The 17,684-nt window shown below is 37.6% G+C and carries 18 protein-coding genes; 8 read left to right on the top strand and 10 right to left on the bottom strand.

Features of this window, described 5'->3' with window-relative positions; translation table 11 throughout:
* Nucleotides 1-158 precede the first annotated feature (158 nt).
* The gene (locus BUA72_RS01900; protein ID WP_072921603.1) at nucleotides 159-752 is read left to right on the top strand and encodes a hypothetical protein; all 594 of its coding nucleotides are present in this window, start codon (nucleotides 159-161) and stop codon (nucleotides 750-752) included.
* 100 nt (nucleotides 753-852) lie between these two features.
* Here the strand turns inward: BUA72_RS01900 and BUA72_RS01895 are convergent, their stop codons facing one another.
* Nucleotides 853-1,488: a peroxiredoxin gene (locus BUA72_RS01895; RefSeq protein ID WP_047452341.1), complete on the bottom strand. Its 636-nt coding sequence runs from the start codon at nucleotides 1,486-1,488 to the stop codon at nucleotides 853-855.
* A 94-nt stretch (nucleotides 1,489-1,582) separates the two neighbouring features.
* Here BUA72_RS01895 and BUA72_RS01890 point away from each other — a divergent pair, with 94 nt between their 5' ends.
* On the top strand, nucleotides 1,583-2,467 hold the full coding sequence (locus BUA72_RS01890; RefSeq protein ID WP_072921601.1) for a mechanosensitive ion channel family protein: 885 nt from the start codon (nucleotides 1,583-1,585) through the stop codon (nucleotides 2,465-2,467).
* 41 nt (nucleotides 2,468-2,508) lie between these two features.
* Here BUA72_RS01890 and BUA72_RS01885 read toward each other — a convergent pair whose 3' ends face one another.
* From BUA72_RS01885 to BUA72_RS01850, 8 genes are all read right to left on the bottom strand, one after another.
* Entirely contained in the window at nucleotides 2,509-2,991 is a 483-nt protein-coding gene (locus tag BUA72_RS01885) for a hypothetical protein (protein ID WP_072921599.1), read from the bottom strand.
* 80 nt (nucleotides 2,992-3,071) lie between these two features.
* Nucleotides 3,072-4,262: an ADP-forming succinate--CoA ligase subunit beta gene (gene sucC, locus BUA72_RS01880; protein WP_047452345.1), complete on the bottom strand. Its 1,191-nt coding sequence runs from the start codon at nucleotides 4,260-4,262 to the stop codon at nucleotides 3,072-3,074.
* A gap of 131 nt (nucleotides 4,263-4,393) precedes the next feature.
* Nucleotides 4,394-5,671, bottom strand: a complete 1,278-nt coding sequence (locus BUA72_RS01875; RefSeq protein WP_072921597.1) for a chloride channel protein — start codon at nucleotides 5,669-5,671, stop codon at nucleotides 4,394-4,396.
* 96 nt (nucleotides 5,672-5,767) lie between these two features.
* Nucleotides 5,768-6,451, bottom strand: coding sequence for a hypothetical protein (locus tag BUA72_RS01870; RefSeq protein ID WP_139259473.1), 684 nt, complete (start codon nucleotides 6,449-6,451; stop codon nucleotides 5,768-5,770).
* Nucleotides 6,452-6,520: 69 nt separating this feature from the next.
* Nucleotides 6,521-6,907 (bottom strand): DUF423 domain-containing protein, encoded by a 387-nt coding sequence (locus BUA72_RS01865; protein ID WP_034723624.1) that lies wholly within the window; start codon nucleotides 6,905-6,907, stop codon nucleotides 6,521-6,523.
* Between the two features lie 33 nt (nucleotides 6,908-6,940).
* The gene (locus tag BUA72_RS01860) at nucleotides 6,941-7,600 is read right to left on the bottom strand and encodes a hypothetical protein (protein ID WP_072921593.1); all 660 of its coding nucleotides are present in this window, start codon (nucleotides 7,598-7,600) and stop codon (nucleotides 6,941-6,943) included.
* A gap of 1 nt (nucleotide 7,601) precedes the next feature.
* Nucleotides 7,602-8,684: a hypothetical protein gene (locus BUA72_RS01855; RefSeq protein WP_072921591.1), complete on the bottom strand. Its 1,083-nt coding sequence runs from the start codon at nucleotides 8,682-8,684 to the stop codon at nucleotides 7,602-7,604.
* Between the two features lie 166 nt (nucleotides 8,685-8,850).
* Nucleotides 8,851-10,179, bottom strand: a complete 1,329-nt coding sequence (locus BUA72_RS01850; RefSeq protein ID WP_047452358.1) for a hydroxymethylglutaryl-CoA reductase, degradative — start codon at nucleotides 10,177-10,179, stop codon at nucleotides 8,851-8,853.
* 143 nt (nucleotides 10,180-10,322) lie between these two features.
* On the opposite strand from BUA72_RS01850, the gene BUA72_RS01845 reads away from it, so the two are divergent.
* Both BUA72_RS01845 and BUA72_RS01840 read left to right on the top strand, forming a co-directional pair.
* Complete coding sequence (locus tag BUA72_RS01845; RefSeq protein WP_034723618.1) at nucleotides 10,323-11,582, top strand: putative DNA modification/repair radical SAM protein; 1,260 nt, start codon at nucleotides 10,323-10,325, stop codon at nucleotides 11,580-11,582.
* A 130-nt stretch (nucleotides 11,583-11,712) separates the two neighbouring features.
* Nucleotides 11,713-12,471 (top strand): TIGR03915 family putative DNA repair protein, encoded by a 759-nt coding sequence (locus BUA72_RS01840; RefSeq protein WP_072921589.1) that lies wholly within the window; start codon nucleotides 11,713-11,715, stop codon nucleotides 12,469-12,471.
* 377 nt (nucleotides 12,472-12,848) lie between these two features.
* Here the strand turns inward: BUA72_RS01840 and BUA72_RS01835 are convergent, their stop codons facing one another.
* The gene (locus BUA72_RS01835) at nucleotides 12,849-13,649 is read right to left on the bottom strand and encodes a DNA alkylation repair protein (RefSeq protein ID WP_072921587.1); all 801 of its coding nucleotides are present in this window, start codon (nucleotides 13,647-13,649) and stop codon (nucleotides 12,849-12,851) included.
* A 96-nt stretch (nucleotides 13,650-13,745) separates the two neighbouring features.
* Here BUA72_RS01835 and BUA72_RS01830 point away from each other — a divergent pair, with 96 nt between their 5' ends.
* From BUA72_RS01830 to gap, 4 genes are all read left to right on the top strand, one after another.
* Nucleotides 13,746-14,087, top strand: coding sequence for a winged helix-turn-helix transcriptional regulator (locus BUA72_RS01830; RefSeq protein ID WP_072921585.1), 342 nt, complete (start codon nucleotides 13,746-13,748; stop codon nucleotides 14,085-14,087).
* Between the two features lie 366 nt (nucleotides 14,088-14,453).
* The gene (locus tag BUA72_RS01825; protein WP_072921583.1) at nucleotides 14,454-15,326 is read left to right on the top strand and encodes a DUF4846 domain-containing protein; all 873 of its coding nucleotides are present in this window, start codon (nucleotides 14,454-14,456) and stop codon (nucleotides 15,324-15,326) included.
* An 83-nt stretch (nucleotides 15,327-15,409) separates the two neighbouring features.
* Entirely contained in the window at nucleotides 15,410-16,396 is a 987-nt protein-coding gene (gene pfkA / locus BUA72_RS01820) for a 6-phosphofructokinase (RefSeq protein WP_047452372.1), read from the top strand.
* A gap of 31 nt (nucleotides 16,397-16,427) precedes the next feature.
* Nucleotides 16,428-17,432 carry a type I glyceraldehyde-3-phosphate dehydrogenase gene (gene gap / locus BUA72_RS01815; RefSeq protein ID WP_072921581.1) on the top strand — a complete coding sequence of 335 codons (1,005 nt, stop codon included), beginning with the start codon at nucleotides 16,428-16,430 and terminating at the stop codon, nucleotides 17,430-17,432.
* Nucleotides 17,433-17,684: the final 252 nt, after the last annotated feature.

Below are 17,684 nucleotides of genomic sequence, written 5' to 3'. Positions count from 1 at the left end.
TGTGGTATCAACAAAAAAATGACCATATAATTCACATTTCGATTCCTCCCAAATTAACACTTATTCTGAGTTTTTATCTAAAATTAAGAAGCTTGGCACATTTCTTGTTTTTTCTTTAATCTACAAATGATAACATTTAATTATTAAAATAATAAATTATGAAAAAACTAATTTTTGCAGGAATATTGGCAGCAACAGGTTTGACTGCAACAGCTAATGCTCAGATTCAACAAGGTAATTGGATGGTAGGAAGTACTTTAGCTACAAGTAACTTTGGATTAAACTCTGGAGCAGGTTATGATTTCTCAGTTGAGCCAAGAGCTGCGTACTTTATTAAAGACAATGTTGCAGTTGGAGGTTATGTGAAATTAGGTTTTTTAAAACCTGGAAAAGGAGAAGCAACTCAGTTTAACTATGCTGTTGGAGCTTTAGGACGTTATTTCTTATCACCAGGTGAAAAAGGAGTAGATAATTTACTTAACCACGGGCGTTGGTTCCTTGAAGGTAACGTAGGTATCGGAGGAACTTCAGTAGAAAACGGAATTTCAACAACAGGTCTTGACTTTGGTGCAGGTCCGGGTTATTCTTATTTCATTACACCAAACATCGGTATTGAAGGTTTGGTAAAATATAACGGTGTAACTGGTTTTGGAAATGAAGGGCTAACATCTAAAATTAGCTTTAACATAGGATTCAGTATTTATTTACCGACTTCAAAAGCTAAAGATGTAGCTAGAGATGTAAGAAATTAATCCTTATAACTTACCGAATAAAAAAATTGAAATCGCCCCGAAATATTTTTCGGGGCGATTTTCGTACAAATTAAAACTAAACTATAAAAAATCAAATAAATCATGTATTGGGTTGGGGCGTATATCTCAGATACGGCTTTATTTCTGTCACGCCTTTCGGAAATATCTTTCTGGCATCTTCTGTAGAAATAGCTGGCGGAACAATAACGTCTTCGCCGTTTTCCCAGTTCACAGGAGTCGCCACTTTATGTGAATCAACCAACTGAAGAGAATCAAGTACTCTCAGGATTTCATTAAAATTCCGTCCTGTAGAAGCCGGATACGTAATGATCAGTCTCACTTTTTTATCGGGATCAATGATCAATAAAGAACGCACAGTAGCAGTTACTGAAGCATTCGGGTGAATAAAATCATAAAGCTCTGAAATCTGTCGGTCTTTGTCTGCAATAATAGGAAACTGTACATCCGTATGCTGGGTCTCGTTGATATCTTTGATCCAGCTCTGATGATCCTCTACTCCATCTACACTTAGGGCAATTACTTTCGTTCCTCTCTTATCGAATTCTGATTTAAGCTTTGAAGTATACCCAAGTTCCGTAGTGCATACCGGTGTATAATCTGCAGGATGTGAAAACAGAATCCCCCAGGAATTCCCTAAAAATTCGTGAAATTTAATATCCCCTGAAGAAGTCTCTGCCTGAAAGTCCGGTGCTGTATCTCCTAGTTTAATTGACATAATATTCTGCTTTATTAGTCTACAAATTTAGTAGACTTTTTGGAACTGGCAAAATTTTTGTTAATTATTTATATCTTTAATTAAAATTTTATTCATGAAGAACATTGAACACAGCTACATAGACGTTGTTTACAGGGTTTTAGAAAGCTGGTATATGAGGTTTGCCGAGCTTACACCGAAACTTATTGTCGGAATTCTGGTATTTTCATTCTTTCTTATTACCAGCAAGTATTTAAGTATAGGAGCGGTAAAATTATTTCACAAATTTTTCCCGAAAAGCCAGAAAGAAGGCTCTCTGGTTACTTTAATAGGTGTTTTCAGATTTCTGATCATGATGATGGGGAGTTTTATTGCCCTCGAAATTATGGGCTTTAGTGGTTTCCTTTGGAAGTTTATCGGAAGTTTAGGGGTAGCCGGGGTTATTGCCGGGGTCGCCTTGAAAGATCTGGTATCGAGTATTTTTTCAGGAATGCTGATTGGGATCGATAAAGCATTTAAGGTAGGAGATTATATTACCATCGGGAATCATTCCGGAACGGTTCAGGAAATCGGTTTCTTGACGACCAAGCTCATCACGGATGACGGAAAGAAAGCATATATCCCGAATCAGGTTATTTTTAATGCCCCATTTTACAATATTACAGCATCTCCGCAGCGCAGAATTATTTTAAATTTTGAAATTCCTGCGGATGAAGATATCACCAAAGCACAGAAAGGAATGCTTGATGTCATAAAAAATCTTGACAGTGTAGATAGATTAGACACTTCAGAAGTTATTTTCACAGACCTCAAACAGGGCAATTTTAACCTCCAGGCCAAATTCTGGATGAAGGTAGGCGCCAACATGGTTCAGCTGAAAAGTGAGGCTTATCTGAAGATCAAGCAGCGTCTGGATGCCGACAACATTCAACTGGTCACACCTACGAGCATCAGTATAACGAATGGAGAATCTTTTCCTCCCGAACATCAGGACAAATAAAATATCAGCCGCTTTTTTTAAGCGGTTTTTTTATGCTTCAATTATTTGTGATGTTTTAATTTGAGGCTGTCTTTCTGAAACATTTTGTCTACGGAATCATTCCGGACCACAGCCGCACCCACAACATAGTCATCATTTTTAGGAATAGAATCTTCTTCAATCTTGGTTTCCCCAATGATAGCATGAGCTTTCTCTTTTGGTTTTGCACAGCCTGCCAAAAATAAAATCAGAGAAAAGGCAGCCAGTGTCATTCTGCTTTTCTGAAAATTTCGGGGAATATATTTTAAAAGCCAACTTTTCAGCTTCTCAGATTTCTCAACGTCTTTATCCAATTGATGACTAAAAAATCTGCCGCAAATATCTTCACCCTGCTTCTCTTTGAAAACATATTCAATTTCTTCGGATTTCTTTTGTGTAAAATCAACCACACATTTGCTGCAGACAGAACAAAACTTTCCCTGCTCATGAGAAGACATTGTTTCCCAGCTTTCGGAACAAGGATTAGGAATATATATTTTTTTCATCAGGTTGCATTTTGATTTTTAAATATAAAAAAACCGCTCCAAAAAATGGAACGGTTTTTCAATTTATTTAAAAGTTCAGCCTACGCTAAAACTTCTTTTACTTTGTTTGCAGCTTCTTCCAAAGTAATTGCAGAATGTACAGGAAGACCTGAATCGTCAATTAATTTTTTAGCTTCTACAGCGTTTGTTCCCTGTAATCTTACGATCAATGGAACCGGAAGGCTACCCATTGCTCTGTAAGCGTCTACAACTCCCTGAGCTACTCTGTCACATCTTACGATACCTCCGAAGATGTTGATAAGGATTGCTTTTACGTTAGGATCTCTAAGGATGATTCCGAAAGCAGTCTGAACTCTCTGAGCATCTGCAGTACCTCCCACGTCAAGGAAGTTCGCAGGGCTACCACCAGATAATTTGATGATATCCATCGTTGCCATTGCAAGACCAGCTCCGTTTACCATACAAGCAACGTTACCGTCTAGCTTTACGAAGTTAAGACCAGCTTCACCAGCTTCTACATCCATTGGATCTTCTTCTCTTGTATCTCTTAAAGCTTCAAGATCTTTGTGACGGAACAATGCGTTACCATCGAGAGTTACTTTAGCATCTACAGCGATAATTTTGTTATCAGAAGTTTTCAAAACCGGGTTGATTTCGAAAAGAGAAGCATCAATTCCTGTGTAAGCATTGTAAAGAGATGCAATGAATTTTGTGAATTCTTTGAAAGCATTTCCTTCAAGACCAAGGTTGAAAGCAATTTTTCTAGCCTGGAATCCCTGAAGACCTAAAGCCGGATCAATGATTTCTTTGTGGATCAAATGAGGAGTTACCTCAGCTACATGCTCGATATCCATACCACCTTCCGTAGAATATACGATGGTATTTTTACCTTCAGCTCTGTCTAAAAGAATAGAAACATAAAATTCTTTAGTTTCAGATTCTCCAGGATAATAAACATCTTCTGCAACCAAAACAGAGTGTACTTTTTTACCTTCAGCAGAAGTTTGTGGAGTTACCAACTGCATTCCGATGATGTTCTGAGCGTTTTCTTTAAGTTTATCCATGTTTGGAGAGAACTTTACACCGCCACCTTTACCACGTCCACCTGCGTGAATTTGTGCTTTTACTACCCAAGCCTGAGCTCCGGTTTCAGCAGTCAATTTTTCAGCAGCTGCTACAGCTTCTTCTACATTGTTCGCTACGAAACCACGTTGGATAGCAACTCCGTACTTTGATAAAATCTCTTTTGATTGATACTCGTGAAGATTCATATTATTTTTATTATTTTATTTTAAAATTTAAAGGTTGACAAATTTACTAAAAAGACATGGAAGTTCAAGTTTATTGACTTAAAAATTAAGGCACAGGAAACTTGATTTTTAACATATCCTCCAAATTTGCTTTATTCTTCGGATAATTTTTCAGACTGCGAACCGATGAACGGAATCTTAGGAGCCAGAAAATAGCCTGTTAAGCTTGCAAAAAGTATCGGAACGAAATACGTAAACCCGGTTAAGGTTCCCAGAATAATGGTTGTACTCATAGGTGTTCTGGTCACACAGGCATTAATGGCAGCCATACAGCTTACAATTGCTAAAGTGGTATCAACAGTGGGAAACAGCTGATGAATGATCAATCCTAAAGTAGTTCCCACAAAGAATAACGGGATAATAAAACCGCCTCTCCATCCTGAAGTTACGGTTACAGCAATCGCTATGATTTTAAAAATAAGGACCACAATTAAAAAGTTCAATGCAAAATTTCCATTGATCAGTTCATTGATTTCATGATGCCCAAAGTATCTTGTAATCGGGAAATTGTAGGCAATAACGCCTAAAATAATGCCTCCAGTTAAAGTTTTAATGTAGATTGGAAATTGTCTGTATTCGAAGATCTTTTTGAAAAATTTAACCACAAAAATAAAGATCCATCCGAAAATAGTGGCCACTACTCCAAACAGAAAGGCATAAATGAAATCATACACTCCGGAATAGTGATAAGCCTTCAGGTCCCATGTTGCGCCTATTCCCAAATGAATGATCAAAGCAAACATCACATAACTGAAACAGCTCGCCACCAAAGCAGGAATGATTGCTCTGTAATATTCAACCGCATGTTTGTGATGCAGAATTTCAAGTGAAAAAAGACTTCCTCCCAGCGGGGCCCCAAACAGAGCCGTAAAACCTGAAGCCATTCCGGCAATACTCAAGGAACGCAGTTCCTCTCCTTTCAGTCTGAAGATTTTTCCCAGCCAGGTTCCCGTAGATCCGGTGACCTGAACCAAAGGTGCTTCCGGACCGAGACTTCCGCCCGACGCCACACAAAACAGGGACGAAAGGATCATGGAAGGATTGTTTTTAGGATCCAGCTTTCCTTTATTAAATCTGATATTATTAACGATCAAATGAATTTCTCCGGGATCTCCTATAAAGTGAATCACAAGTCCCGCCAGAAGACCACAGATAGCCATGGTAGGAATAACCATCCATCCCTGAAATTGTACTAAAAATTCTGTAAAATGTTCCAATACGATCCAGTAACCACCGGCAATCGCACCTCCGACAAGACCGTTAAGAGCCCACATGAAAAAAGTTCTACTGAATACAAACGGATTGAATTTTATAGGCTGATCCAGAAGATTGAATGTTTTTATTAAACGTCTCCTTCTATTGATTTTCATTTAATTTATTTTAAATATTAAAGGAACCTCATCATTTGTTTTTACTGTTTTTGAATGTGTACCTACATGATAATTTCTTAAAGTACATGTTACGACCTATTCAAATCTTACTATAATCGGTTGGGAAAACTGTTGGATGATTGGCTTTTTGTTATACATCAACGGTTCATCCAAAGATCCGATGGCATACAGGAACAATGCACTGATGATATTGAATTCTGTGCCGGATGACCCGCTGTATTTTACTTTTTTGAATTGACCGTCCACATCAATGATGAAATTCAATTTACATTGGTATACGCCTTCACTGCTGTCCTCGATCAAATAAACCGGAAAATCAACAGTCAAACGTTTTTTTAAGTCTGTAAGCTGTTGATAATTTTCAATCTGAGTAATATCCACAGTTTTTGTTTTTGTTTCATTTTGAGGAGGAGCTTCTCCTGGCGATACGGTGTTTGCTGGTACCTCGCCCGTTGCTTTAAATGAAACACTGGTATCAAACTTTCCGATAATTACATCCTTGTCATAGATACTCTGATACAGGTTTTTCAGATTCTGTATTTTTTCAATGTAAAAAAATCTATATTTTTCACTGTATACAACAGAATTCTTTTTGTAATCATAATGACTGATACTATCCGAAAAACGCTTTTGAATATTTTTCACTTCTGTTAAAATACTTCCATTCAGTAATTTTCTCTTCTCCTGTGCTTCCATATTCTGAACACTTAGAAAAAAGAAAAGGAACGTTATAAGAAAACTTGTAAAGCGATGATTCATTTTTAAATTTTTCGGTGAGCCACTCAGTAAAGTGAGTCTATTTTCTTTCTGCAGACTGAACCGCAACGATTATATTTTTGTCTTGGCGAAATACCAAATCAGCATTCCCCAGCTTAAAATCATAAACAGACCTCCCAGCGGAGTAATAGGTCCTAAGAATTTCAGGTTGGCACCCAGATAATCCTGTAAGCTCAGAAAATAAATACTGAAAGAGAACAGAACCGTTCCTGCAATCATGAAAATAGAAATCCATTTTTGTGACGAAGTATCAAATTTCAAAATATATCCCACAATCAATAAAAAGAAGGCAGCATACATCTGGTATCTCACTCCCGTTTCAAAACTTTCCAGTCTTTCTACAGATAATATTTTTTTTAAAGCGTGCGCCCCGAAAGCTCCGAGAATAACCGACAGCATTCCATAGGCAGCACCGAAAATTAAAGTAATTGTTTTCATTATTTTAGCTTAAAATATTTTTATTAGATTTATTTATTGCACCGCAAAGGTCAGAGACTGGTTGAATCTTTTTCTTACAGCAACTCCATTCTCCATTTCAGGTAAAAACACTTTCTGAATGGAGTAAAATTTCAGAACAGCAAATAGTTTGATTTCCTCATTATCCGTCCCCATCACTTTTATGTCTTTTATAATACCATCTTTATCCAGAACAAATGTAAATGTGAGTTTTAGAGGGGCGTCCAGATTTTGAAAAAGATCATTACCACTAAAGATGTTAACCAATTCCTTGCGGATAATGTCTGGTGAAAATGATTGTGTAGCAGATGAAGAAGTATTGTTTTTTATTTCAGAAACAGCCTTATTTTCACTTTCGACTTGTTCCAACAATGATTTTAGCTTCTCAATTTTTTGAGGCTGACTTTTATTTTGACAATCGGCATAGGAATGTTTCAAACCATTGAATTGTTTAGAATATTCTGCTTCATCAGCTTTCGACAGATTTCTATCTGGAGATTTCTCCAAAATTGCTTTATACTTTTCATCAAGTAGTTTAAAATCTTTACCGCATTTATTTTCAATATCAGAGTAGAGACTATTTATTGTTTTGGATAAAGTAGCTCTTGTATTTTGGGCAAAAACAACTGTAACAAGAGTGCAGGCTAAAAGTGAAAATATCTTTTTTTTGATCATTTTATAATTCTTCTAATTCCAGATTTAAATATTTTTTTGTTTTGTTATCCTGCCAGGTTCCGGTGATCCTGTTCCCTTTGATATCAGCCTCTACAAATCCCGTCACCATCCATTGTCTGGCTTCTTCACTGTAGAATTCACTTTCTGTGATAGAGATATGATTCTCTTTCATTTTACCGTTCCACTCGATGAGTTTTTTATTTTTATCATACCAGTACGAAGCGTTAAAGCTGGCCGCGCCACCTTGCTCATCATACAAGCGGTTAACAAGAACCGTAACCGGATATTTTCCACCAATTGTCCCTTTGTACAGTTTGTTTCTGAAACTTGTAGGATCTACCTGTGAGGAGCCGGATACTAAGTTTTTAGCATAAGGACTCCAATATTTCTCCAGGAATTTATAGGAAAATTCAATCACATGACTATCCAGCTCATCCAGTGCTCTCATAGCATGATTGGCACATCTTGGCGCAATAAACTTCAGCTTATCTTTTGCGAAATAATATTCCATACCGTCTAAACCATAATCAGTATAGCAGTTTTCATAAAGGCCAATCTGCGCAAGAACCTCATCTGACTGATTTTTCTCTGCTTTTAACACGACAAGAAAATCAGCAATCTGTTTCTTTATTTCTTTCTGGATCAAATTTTTAATGGTTTTGGCAGCATCCGGTCGGAACAAATCCTCAACATTAATATAATTCCCTGTTCTCAGGTCAAAATTCTTTGCAATAAAAAAATTCTCCGGATACGCTCCCGAAGCTTCACCTTCCATCGTAATACTCAGAATATTTTCAGGAGATTCCATTTTTTCCCAACTGTAATAATCTACATAATTGGAGTAAGAATTGGTAGCCGTGGAAGCCCGTTTAAAAGGATTTCCACCGGAATTCGGAACATATTCCAATTCACTTACCTGCAGAAAAGTATTGATCTTATTCTCAAGTAAAGGCTTTCCGCTGTAAGAAATTAAAGGAAAAGTATGACTTTCAGAAACAGGCTTCAGATCATTAATCTTCACATTTTTTTGTTGTGAAAAACTTAAGCCTGAAATCAAAAGGAAGAATACAATGTTGCGTTTCACTATTTCGATTTTATGTAGATTAAAATAAGTTTCGCCACCAACGTTGAAATTCCCAATATAATAAAGACATTGGAAAGTTTTTTAGAATTTCTAAAGCCCGACGATGTCGTTTTCTTTAAAAAGATCCCGAAGATGATGAATATAATGGGTAAGATGATCTGCAGCATTATTGAGCTCTTAATCTGTTAAACTCATGAATCACTTCATGATGGCTTACCGTTTTATCTTTAAAATACGTTACAAAATGCTGTTTTTCTGCCTCTGTAGCGCCCATTTGGTTTAAAATATTCAGTAAGTGCATTTTCATATGCCCTTTTTGGATTCCTGTGGTTACCAGAGAACGGAGGGCTCCGAAATTTTGCGCAAGACCTGAAACGGCAAGAATACTCATCAGTCCCTGTGCAGAAGGTTTTCCAAGAAGTGCCAGTGAGAACTTCACCAGTGGATGAAGGTTCGTAAGTCCTCCTACTACTCCTACAGAAATAGGAAGATCGATCCAGAATCTGAAAATTCCGTTATCTATCGTACAGTGTGTTAAAGATCTGTATTGTCCGTCTCTCGCTGCATAGGCATGAGCACAGGCTTCAGTCGCTCTGAAATCATTTCCTGTCGCAATTACAACAGCGTCTACTCCATTCATTACACCTTTGTTGTGAGTTGTAGCACGGAAAGGCTCAATTTCAGCGATGGTAACAGCCTGTTTGAATTTTCTCGCGAATTCTTCATTGGAAATTCCGCTGTCATCTTTTAAGTCTTCAATCTTACATGAAACCTCAGCTCTTACAATACAGTCCGGTGTAAAGTTGGAAAGAATATTCATTACAATCTGAAGTGAGCTTTTCTCTTCCTGTGTGAAATCTTCACTTGTCGCAATCTCCTGCTTCATGGTTTTCCCGAACTGCTCTAGACATGAATTGATAAAATTCGCGCCCATGGAATCTACCGTATCAAAGCTAGCTTTAAGCTGGTAGTAATTTGCCATTTCAGCGGTTTTATCGACTAATTTAATATCTAAAATTCCACCCCCGCGCTTTCTCATATTCGCGGTAATGTCTTCTGTAGCTTCAAGGAGTTTTTTCTTTAAATTAAAATTAAAGAAATGCAAAAGTTTATGAGATTCTACATTGAATATAAAGTGCGTGTGCCCCAGTTTTTCATTGTTGATAATGGTCGTTTTAAAACCTCCTTTATCAATCCAGAATTTTGCAGCTTTGGAAGCGGCGGCTACCACTGAACTTTCTTCGACAGCCATTGGAAGAGCGAATAATTTCCCGTCAATTAAGAAATTCGGAGCAATTCCGTAAGGCATATAGAAATTGGAAATGGTATTTTCAGAAAACTCTTCGTGAAGCTTCTGAAGTTCAGCATTTTCGTTCCAGTATTGTTTTAATATATTTTGATATTCTTCGTTTCCTTCAAGGTATTCGCCGACAAGCCAATCGATTTTTCCCTGCTTGGTCAATTTAGAGAAACCTTCTACCGGTTTATGATTCATAGCATAAATTTAATAAGTGTAAAGATAGTAATTTTGAAAGTCTCCATTGTTGATAACTTCTATAGAAAAATATTGATAATTATATATTTTGGAACTATTTTTGAACAAAGTTTAGATACAAATTGTAACATCCAGTTGAAAATATGAATTTTGAACGCCTGAAAGAAAAGCTCGAAATCCTTGCCGATGCAGCGAAATACGATGTTTCCTGCTCATCGAGCGGAGGAACGAGAAAAAATAAAAAGGGCGCTTTAGGAGATAGTTCCGCGAGCGGGATTTGTCATACCTATACGGAAGACGGGCGATGTGTATCCCTGCTCAAAATTCTGCTGACCAACCATTGTATCTATGATTGTGCGTACTGTGTATCCAGAAGTTCCAATGATATTAAAAGAGCAGCGTTTACTGTAGAAGAAGTCGTGGATTTGACGATAAACTTTTACCGAAGAAATTATATTGAAGGGCTGTTCCTGAGTTCCGGTATTTTTAAAAATGCAGACACAACGATGGAACGTCTGGTAAGAGTCGCGAAAAAACTACGGACTGAAGAAAATTTCAACGGCTATATCCATTTAAAATCCATTCCCGGAGCAAGCGACGAGCTGATGCAGGAAGCTGCGTTGTATGCAGACCGACTTTCTGTGAATCTGGAAATCCCTACGGAAAGCGGACTGAAATTACTCGCTCCCGAAAAGAACCGTCAGGATATGATCAACCCGATGCGTTATATCCAGAAAGGCATCAGTCAGTATAAAGATGAAAAGAAAATTTTCAGAAAAGTTCCGAAGTTCGCACCTGCAGGCCAATCTACACAGATGATCGTAGGAGCGACCAATGAAAATGATTTACAGATCATCAAAGTCGCTGACCATTTCTATAAAAACTTCAATCTGAAAAGAGTCTATTATTCAGGGTATGTTCCTGTTTTGGAAGATAAAAGACTCCCTTCTCTGACTACGGAAGTTCCCATGCTTCGTGAGAACCGCCTGTATCAGTCGGATTGGTTAATGCGATTTTACGGATTTAAAGCGGAAGAAATTCTCGATCCTCATATGCCTTTCCTGGATCTGGAAGTCGATCCTAAACTGAGCTGGGCTTTGAGACACCTTCACCAGTTTCCGGTTAATCTTCAGACTGCAGATTACCAGATGATTTTAAGGATTCCCGGCATCGGAGTAAAAACAGCACAGAAGATTGTTCAGGCACGCCGTTTTCAGGCTTTAAATATGGATCATCTGAAAAAATTGGGAGCAGCTGTCAATCGGGCTAAATATTTCATCGATTTTAATGCAGGGAATGCTTATCTAAAATATTTAACCGATAAAAATTTAAGGCAACTGCTTGTAGGCGGAAGTTCTTCTAAGTTCCACAATCAGTTTTCACAGCAGCTGAGTTTGTTTTAGATTGATTTAAAGATTGAAGGATTTAAAAATTTAAAGATTAAGAGATTGAGGAATTAAGAGATTTAGAAATAAGGACTGGAAGTCATCAGCTTAACTTTTACCTCATCATCAAATCAACATATCACCCACCATGACTACACTCCTCTATGACGGAAGTTTCGACGGCCTTTTAACTGCGGTATTTGAAGTTTTCGAATACCGGTATAAAGATGTGGAGATCGTGAATAAAGAAAGATTTCATCAGGAAAATATCTTTGCAGAAATTCATGAAACCATTACGCAAAATGATAAATCTGAAAGGGTGTTCAAAAAACTGGAACAGAATATCGGGAGATCGGGCGTTCATCAGCTGCTGAAAGTTTTCCTGTCAGAAGACCCGGAACTGGAGCATCTTATTTTATCCGTGGTCAGACAATCCATCAAACATCCTGAAGAAAATATCCTTCAGAATTATGCAGATAACGACATGCTTTCCATATCAAAAATCTGTAAGTCTGTGAATCGGGAACGTCACAGAATGACCGCTTTTGTACGTTTTGAAAAAATGCAGGACGGTGTTTTCTTTGCGAAAATAGATCCTGATTTTGATGTTCTTCCGCTGATCCGGAAACATTTTAAAGATCGCTATCAAGACCAAAAATGGATGATTTATGATTTGAGGCGACATTATGGCATTCTGTACGATCTGGAAAACTGTGAATTCTTTTATCCGGAAGAAAAATTAGACCTTCACCAATACCAGCAAAAATTTCACGACGAAGAACAAAACTACCAGACTCTCTGGCAGCGATACTTTACTAAAACCAATATTGTTGAACGAAAGAATTTAAAACTGCATGTTCAGCATGTCCCGAAAAGATACTGGAAATATCTGACCGAAAAATGGTAAACAGATCCTAAACTTTAAATAGCTGATCACTGGAAATACGTTCTAAAACCGAATCAATAATTCCATATTGTGGATAACTTTTTATTTCGGCAAAAAAAGACCTGATTTCAAATCTCTTTTTGATCTCCATCATTTAAATCATTCATTTCGTGAGATGTATAATCCCCATTAATCAAAAACTCATATTGTGGATAACTTTTTCCAGTTAATATACAGTTAACATTGAAGCTTTTTCAATCTTATTTTTCCTGTCCAATGAAGCAAATTATTACCTGGTCAACGGGAATAAAGGGTTTGAGAAAATCATTTAAAAATTTGAAAATCCGTGACATATGCAATGAAAAATTACATCACCATTCTTTCTTTGTGGATAAGTCTTACTTTTTAAGGGTTCGCAAAGCTTTTTTTACGATATACTGCGTTTCTTTCGTCGGACTTTCCCGAAGCCATTCATCGCAGATTTCTATGACAAACTCAGGTTGTGATTTGCTGGCATCATTTAGCCAGTTCCCCACACTATCCTGCACATATCTTGAGAAATCTGACCGTAAAGGTTCGAGAATTTCCAGTCCTAGCCCGGGATTTTGCTTTAAAGCACTGATATGCTCGCACCAAACTCCTCTGGGCCTTGTAGATTCGCTGGCAAAACGTCTCACATTCTCATTATCATGCCTCGTCCATTCGGATAAAACAGATAAGCTTTCATCAAGATTTCTGGAGATATCCGGACGCACCGCCATCCAGCAGATTTCCCTCACTCCAAAATGAGAATCAGAAGCAAATGACTGAATCCTGTCTAATTTTTCTTTAATTTTTAAAGTATTGTTTCTTCCAATGGTATAGGCAGCCCAGCAACGTACGAGATCTGCCGGATGGGCTGAAAGTTTGAGAAGAAAATCATCGTCATTATTTTGAGCAGCCAGATTGAGCAAACCTATTCCGATGGTTTCATTAATGGTATTGACGGTTTGTTTTTTCAGCTGATCTACATGTTCTATAATAGGCTTCAAATATTCTGTACGGTGATTCTGCTGAAGCAAATTTTCCAGCAACAGTCTTTGATCTACCGCCAGCCATTCTGTAAGGTTTACACTTTCGATATCACCCCGGTTCAGCTGTTCGAGGATATCTTTCGGAATATCTTTTATAGAGCGGGCGCCTTTTCGTTTTTCGGTCATGATTCTATTAATGATTAACTTTACAAAAGTCCGAAAGTGAATCAAGATGGGCAACAGCGCATATTTTTCACCCATAGGGATAAAAAAGTCAATTTTATGAAAACAAAGGAGAAAGCTAAAGAAAATAAAATCTGTCCGTTGGAAGTTGCCGTTAATACCATCAGTGGAAAATGGAAAATTCCGATCGTCTGGCAGATCAATGAAGGGAAAAAACGTCCGAGTGAATTTCTCCGGGGAATTGCTAAGGTAGACCGCAGAGTTTTGAATCAGCAGCTGAATGAGATGGTGGAAGATGGCATTTTGGTTAAACACTCGTTTAATGAATTACCTCCCCGCGTTGAATATACCCTAACAGAACTTGGCGGAAAACTGGTAGAAATCCTTTGGCAGCTGAACGATTGGGGAAAACTTTTAATCCCTGAAAATGAGAATGTTTAATGTTTTTACTCACGCAGATTAAACAGAAAACGCAGATAAAACGCAAACATCTGTATACATCTGTACAATCCGTGTATTCTGTAGGAAAAATACCAACCACAAAAGACTCAAAAGTTTTTTGAAACACTTAAGTTTATTTAAAGCTTAAAATCTTACTGCAAAAAAGTTCACTTAAGTTTGTAAAAAATCAACGATTTTTATAATACCATAAAAATATCCTCAAACATCTGTGTAAATCTGTGCAATCTGTGGTTAAAAAAATTAATCCTAAAACACAAGCACCTTTACAAATTCATGCCATCAGTGGTTAAAAAAATTCACTTCATGTTCAAAAATCCATGATATTTGTAATTGAAGAAAAACCACATGAAAAAAACTATTTCCATTCTCACAGTTGCAATAATGACAGCAGCGTGCAGCAATGACAAAGCCATATCAGGCAGCAAAACCAGTATTACAGAAGGTTTGGCTCCGGAAAACTCCGTTTCCATTCATAAAGATAAAAATACAATAAGAGAGAGATTCTCTCCTCCCAAAGGCTATACCTGGATTGAAGAACAACCTGATTCTTTTGGATATTTCCTTGAAAACTTTAAGCTAAAACCTTATGGCAGCCAGATCTTGAGATATGATGGAACTCCCATCGAAACACAGGATCTTCATGAAGCTGTATTTGATATTGACACGGGGAATAAGGACCTTCAACAGTGCGCTGATGCCGCCATCCGCCTGAGAGCTGAATATTTATACAAAGCCAAAAAGTTTGACGAGATCAAATTTCATTTTACAAGTGGTGATCTGGTTTCCTGGAATGACTATAAAAACGGCATCCGCGCCTTTGTCAGTGGGAATAATGTCACTTTCAGAAAAACAGCAGGCTTTGATGATTCCTATCCCAATTTCAGAAAATATCTGGATCTGATCTTCAATTATGCAGGAACCATATCTTTAAATAAGGAAACAAAACCTGTCACTACAACTTCAGATCTCAAAACCGGTGATATCCTGATCACAGCGGGAAGTCCGGGACATATTGTTTTTATTTCCGGAGTATGTCAGAATAAAGAAGGGAACAAGTTATTTTTATTAAGTCAGGGATTCACTCCGGCGCAATCTATTCATGCACTTTCCAATCCTTTTGAGAAAAATATTTCGCCATGGTACAGTCTTGATGTAAATGCTGCAGAAACGAAAACGGCGAGGTATTTTTTTAAACCTACAAATTTTAGAAGCTTTTAATTATTTATATTCAAAACTCTTCTCAACTTACTGCCATTATCTGAACTTGTTTTTGTAAATTTGTGTTCGAAATTTTTTACTAGATGAAAGAGAGTGCTGTAAAAAAAATTGCAGTTCTTACCTCTGGAGGTGACGCTCCGGGTATGAATGCGGCATTAAGAGCGGTAGTAAGGACCGCAAACTATTATAATATTGAATGCTACGGAGTAAGGGAAGGCTATAACGGCCTTATCCACGATGATTTCCTGAAAATGGGTCCCCGTTCCGTAAAAAATATAATCAACCAGGGCGGAACCATTCTTAAATCCGCCAGATCCGTGGAATTCAGAACTCCGGAAGGACGCCAGAAAGCCTATGACAACTGTGTGAAACATGGTGTGGATGCATTGGTATGTATCGGAGGAGACGGAACTTTTACCGGAGCAAAGATCTTTTACGAAGAGTTTGGGATCAGAGTAATCGGGGTACCTGGAACAATCGACAATGATATTTTTGGAACGGATAATACCATCGGTTACGATACGGCTTTAAATACAGCGATGGAATCTATTGATAAGATTCGTGATACGGCAACTTCTCACAACAGAGTTTTCTTTGTAGAGGTAATGGGCCGTGATGCAGGTTTTATCGCTTTAAACAGCGGACTGGCAACGGGTGCGCTGGATATTCTTATTCCTGAAAAAAAAGACAGCAGAGATGAGCTTTTCGCTAATTTCAGAAAGGCTGAAAAGACTGGAAAGGCATCAAGTATTGTTGTCGTAGCAGAAGGTGAAAAGCAAGGCAGCATCTATGATCTTGCCAACCTAACTAAGGAGGAATTCCCTGATTATGATATCCGTGTAACCATTTTGGGACATATCCAGAGAGGTGGTTCTCCAAGCTGTGCAGACAGAGTTTTGGCCAGCAGACTGGGTTACGGTGCCGTAGTGGGATTAATGGAAGGAAAAACAAATGTAATGGCCGGAATGCGTTCCAACGATATGGTATACACACCGATCGAAGATGCCATTAAAAAACATAATGAAATCAATAAAGATCTTTTACTGATTTCCGAAATTTTAGCAATCTAATTATTTTTTTATAAATCTAAAACAAACTATTATGTCAACAATCAAAGTAGGTATCAACGGTTTTGGTAGAATTGGACGTCTTGTTTTCAGAGCAATGACTGAAAGAGATAACATTGAAGTAGTAGGAATCAATGACCTAATCAACGCAGAATACATGGCTTACATGTTAAAATATGATTCTGTACACGGTATTTTCCCGGGAGAAGTTTCTGTTGAAGGAAATGACCTTGTGGTAAACGGAAAAAGAATCAGAGTAACTGCTGAGAAAGATCCTAACAACTTAAAGTGGAATGAAGTAGGTGCAGACTATATCGTAGAATCTACAGGTCTTTTCTTATCTAAAGACTCTGCTCAGGCTCACATCAACGCCGGAGCTAAAAAAGTAATCCTTTCTGCTCCATCTAAAGACGATACTCCGATGTTCGTAATGGGTGTGAATCACCTGGAACTTACTGACGATGTCAAAATCTTATCCAACGCTTCTTGTACAACGAACTGTTTAGCACCTTTAGCTAAAGTAATCCACGATAACTTCGGAATCGTAGAAGGTCTTATGACTACGGTACATGCTACAACAGCAACTCAGAAAACGGTTGATGGTCCTTCTGCTAAAGACTGGAGAGGTGGTAGAGCCGCTCTAAACAACATTATCCCTTCTTCTACAGGTGCTGCTAAAGCGGTAGGAAAAGTAATCCCTTCACTAAACGGAAAATTAACAGGTATGTCTTTCAGAGTACCAACTGTTGACGTTTCTGTAGTAGACCTTACTGTAAGATTAGAAAAAGCTACTTCTTACGATGAGATCTGTGCTGCGATCAAAGCTGCTTCTGAAGGTGAATTGAAAGGAATCTTAGGATACACTGAAGATGCAGTGGTTTCTCAGGATTTCGTAGGAGATAAGAGAACTTCTATCTTCGACAAAGACGCTGGTATCATGCTTTCTCCAAACTTTGTAAAACTTGTTTCTTGGTATGACAACGAAATGGGTTACTCAAACAAATTGGTAGATATGCTGATTCATTCTGCTTCTTTATAATCAGTAATGAGCAATTAGCAATACATAATAAAAACCTTCCCGATGGGAAGGTTTTTTGTTATAACTATGCTTTCATGGCTATTAGTTTTCTACAAAGTTTGGAATTCCATGAATACAAGTAAAGTACCCGTTCGGGTGATTTTAAAATGTGGGAATATTGGCTCTATTTCAAAACTTAGAGAGCAAATAAATACAATAAAACCTACAAATAATCTTAATTTTCTTAACCTCAATAAATTTTAGTTTATTTCT

The organism is Chryseobacterium sp. OV279 (assembly GCF_900128945.1).
GTDB lineage: Bacteria > Bacteroidota > Bacteroidia > Flavobacteriales > Weeksellaceae > Chryseobacterium.
The sequence above is the reverse complement of the archived record's forward strand: the minus strand, read 5'-3'. Positions and strand labels throughout refer to the sequence as shown.